At 62.3% G+C, this 3,543-nt stretch carries 2 protein-coding genes; one reads left to right on the top strand and one right to left on the bottom strand.

What is annotated here, in order from left to right; translation table 11 throughout:
• Window positions 1-24: 24 nt before the first annotated feature.
• Complete coding sequence (locus tag NW819_RS08175) at window positions 25-1,545, top strand: NAD(P)/FAD-dependent oxidoreductase (protein ID WP_414413456.1); 1,521 nt, start codon at window positions 25-27, stop codon at window positions 1,543-1,545.
• Here NW819_RS08175 and treZ read toward each other — a convergent pair.
• Window positions 1,542-3,401, bottom strand: a complete 1,860-nt coding sequence (gene treZ, locus NW819_RS08170) for a malto-oligosyltrehalose trehalohydrolase (protein WP_414413455.1) — start codon at window positions 3,399-3,401, stop codon at window positions 1,542-1,544. The two genes, NW819_RS08175 and treZ, sit on opposite strands and share 4 nt — an antisense overlap.
• Between the last annotated feature and the right edge of the window lie 142 nt (window positions 3,402-3,543).

Genomic DNA, 3,543 nt, shown 5'->3' with positions numbered 1-3,543 from the left:
TTGACTAGAGTCATGCTCCTGCCGATGGCTGAAGTTGTCCCCCCGCCGGAAGCCTTGCCCGCCTCGGATGCCTGGTGGGGATCCCTGCGGCAGAGGCGGAGGGAGTTACCGCCGACAGTCGTGCAGCAGGCTTCCCAGAGCTTGGGCAGCTGGGAGGTGGATGTTGTCATTGCCGGTGGCACCCTGGGGATCTTCTTGGCAGCGGCTTTGGCCAAGCGGGGCTGGCGGGTGATCCTGCTGGAGCGCGGGATCCTGCGGGGGCGGGAGCAGGAGTGGAACACCTCACACCAGGAGCTGCAGGTGTTGTTAGAGCTGGAGCTGCTTACCCCGCCCGAGTGGGAGGCAGTCCAGGTTACCCACTACCCGAGGGGGCGGATTGGCTTTGGGGAGGGCCCCCACTGGTGGGTGGAGGGAGTGCTGAATGTGGGCGTGGATCCAGTCAGCCTCCTGGAGTTCCTCAAGCAGCATTTCCTGGCCTGGGGGGGCCAAGTGTGGGAGCAGACTGCCTTTCAAAGTGCCACCGTTCACCCCGATGGGATCTGCCTCCAGACCACCAAGGGACAGATCCGTGCTCAACTGCTGGTGGATGCCATGGGGCACCGCTCGCCCATCGCGGCCCAGGCTCGCCAAGGGCAGCCGCCAGATAGCGTCTGTCTGGTGGTGGGATCCTGTGCCCAAGGGCTGCCAGACCAACCCAGCGGGGATCTCTTCTACAGCTTTACCCCAGCCCAGAACGGCTACCAGCCCTTTTGGGAAGCTTTCCCTGCCCGCGATGGGCGCACCACCTATCTTTTTACCTACTGCGACCGGGATCCCCGGCGGCCTAGTCTAGAGCAGCTCTGGCGGGATTACTGCCGGCTGCTGCCAGCCTACCAGGGGGTGGAGCTGGCCCAGATCCGCTGGGTGCGCAAGCTATGTGGCGTTTTCCCCGCCTACCGCCGCAGCCCGCTGCAACTGCCCTGGGATCGCCTATTGGCGGTGGGGGATAGCAGTGGCAGCCAGTCGCCTCTAAGCTTTGGCGGCTTTGGCGCCATGTTGCGCCACCTGGATCGCCTACAGCAGGGGATCCACGAGGCCCTGGCGCAACGGCAGTTGAACCAGGCAGCCCTGGCCCTGCTGCAACCCTACCAGCCCAACTTGGCCGTGACCTGGCTATTTCAGAAGGCCATGATTCCCCCTCTGCAGAACAAAAGTTGGGATCCCAATAGCATTAACCGCCTGTTGAGCAGGGTGTTTGCGGCCATGGTTGCCGCCGGCCCCCAGGTGGTGCAGCCCTTTTTGCAGGATGTGGTGCAGTTTGGCGGCTTGGCCCAGGCCCTGTGGGGGGTGACGCGTCGGGATCCCAGCTTGGTAGCCAGACTTTTGCCTCGGTTGGGGTTGCCGGAGCTGGTGGCATGGGCGGGCCACTTTGGCGCCCTTGGCCTCTACGAGCTGCTGCAAAGGCTAACAGATCGCCCGGAGCCGGAAACCAACCCCCAGGACTACTTCTGGAGACGGCGCCGCGAGGCTTGGCGCTACGGCTGCGGCCGGGATTACCTCTTTTAGGGGTTCTGACCGTACACCGCCACCCCATAGGGCGGTACCTCCACAAGATCTCCTTGGCTTCCGGCGGGCAGAGAGGATCCCTTGCCCAACCACTGGGCCTCGTGGCTATCCAAAAGCTTCTCCCAGGTGCCGCTGGGCCATTGGGTATAGGTGACTGGCTGATCGGGGCTGAAATTGAAAAGGGCAAGCAAAGCCTGGGATCCGTGGCGGCGGTGCAGGGCAAGGCCAGAGTTGGAAAAGAGCTCCACTTCCACTCCATCCCGCTCCAAGTGCTGGAGGGCCGGTTGGGTTTTGCGCAGCCGGATCAGGGTCTGGTACCACTTCCAGAGAACCTGGTGGTGACCGGCCTTTTTCAACTCCCAATTCAGCTTGGAGCGCAAGAAAGTCTCTTCAGCTTGGGGATCCGGCGGCTCTCCCTGCCAGGCAAAGGCGCTGAACTCGCGGCGGCGTCCTTGGCGCACCGCTTCCACCAGGTCGGGATCCCCGTGGCTGACAAAATACAGAAATGGCGCCACTTCCCCATACTCTTCCCCCATAAATAGCAGCGGCAGCATGGGAGCTAGCAGCAGGGCAGCGGCAGCCAATTTGAGGCCCTCGAAAGAGGTGAGCTGGCTAAGGCGCTCTCCCAGCCTGCGGTTGCCCACCTGGTCGTGGTTTTGAATGCAGACAACAAATTGGGATCCCGGTCGCCCAACAGCGGAGTTGCCGTGACGCCTGGCGCGGTAGCAGGAGTACTGGCCAGAATAAACGTAGCTCTCCCGGTAAGCCTTGGCCAGGTGCTCCAATTCGCCAAAGTCCTGGTAGTAGCCTGTCTTTTCCCCGGTAAGCAGGGTGTGAAGTGAGTGGTGGAAGTCATCGCACCACTGGGCATCTAGCCCGTAGCCCCCTTGCTCTCGGGGGGTGATGAGGCGGACATCGTTGAGGTCACTTTCGGCAATGAGAACCCTGGGCCGGCCAGTGCGAGCTTCTAGGGCATCCACCTGCTCTGCCAATTCCTGCAAGAAGGGGTAGGCGCTGAAGTCGTAGATGGCATGCACCGCGTCCAGCCGCAGCCCATCGAGATGAAACTCCTCCAGCCAGTACTCGGCGTTTTGTAGGAAAAACTCTCGCACGCCGTCAGAATAGCGGTCGTCGAAGTTGAGGGCATCCCCCCAAGGGGTGTGGTACTTGTCGGTGAAGTAGGGGCCAAAATCCCGCAGGTAGTTCCCCTCCGGCCCCAGGTGGTTGTAGACCACATCCAAGATGACGGCCAAACCCAGTTGGTGGCAGGCATTGACTAGGGCTTTGAAGCCTGCCGCTCCTCCATAGCTGGTCTGCACCGCGTAGGGGTAGACGCCGTCGTAGCCCCAGTTGCGCTCTCCTGGAAACTGGGCCACCGGCATCAGCTCCAGCACGTTTACCCCCAACTCCACCAACTCCGGCAGGCGAGGGATCAGAGCAGCAAAGGTGCCCTCGAGGGTAAAGGTGCCTACATGCAGCTCGTAGAGGATCCACTGAGACAGGGGGATCCCCTTCCACCCCTGATCCTGCCAGTCGAAGCGGGGATCCACCACCCGCGAAGGGCCGTGGACGCCGTAGGGCTGGCAGCGGGAAGCGGGATCCGGCCGCTCCACTACCCCTGCCTGGGTGTGCAGACGGTAGAGATAGTCCACCGGCCCAGGCGGGATCCCGTCCACCTCCCCCTGCCAATAGCCCTGCTCATCCCGCACTAGAGTAAAGCAACGTTGGACAGGGCTGAGCAGCTTCAGCTCCACCTGCTCAACCAAGGGCGCCCACACCGAGAAGTGATAGCAGCCTGAGCCCAGGGGATAGGCGCCCATCCGCCCGGCCTGGAAGAAAGGAGAAGCCTGCAACACAGAATCTATCCCGCAACTCGGCTTCCACTATAGCGAGCATGCCTGGCAAAGGCCGGAGAGTGGGTTTTTGGCTTCTCCTCTGCCATAGTGGAATGGGTCTCTAGCGCTTAGGTCTCATGCTCAACTACCCGCCCAGCTATCC

The organism is Synechococcus sp. R8-2 (assembly GCF_047461715.1).
GTDB lineage: Bacteria > Cyanobacteriota > Cyanobacteriia > Thermostichales > Thermostichaceae > Thermostichus.
This window is presented reverse-complemented; position numbering and strand designations above follow the sequence as displayed.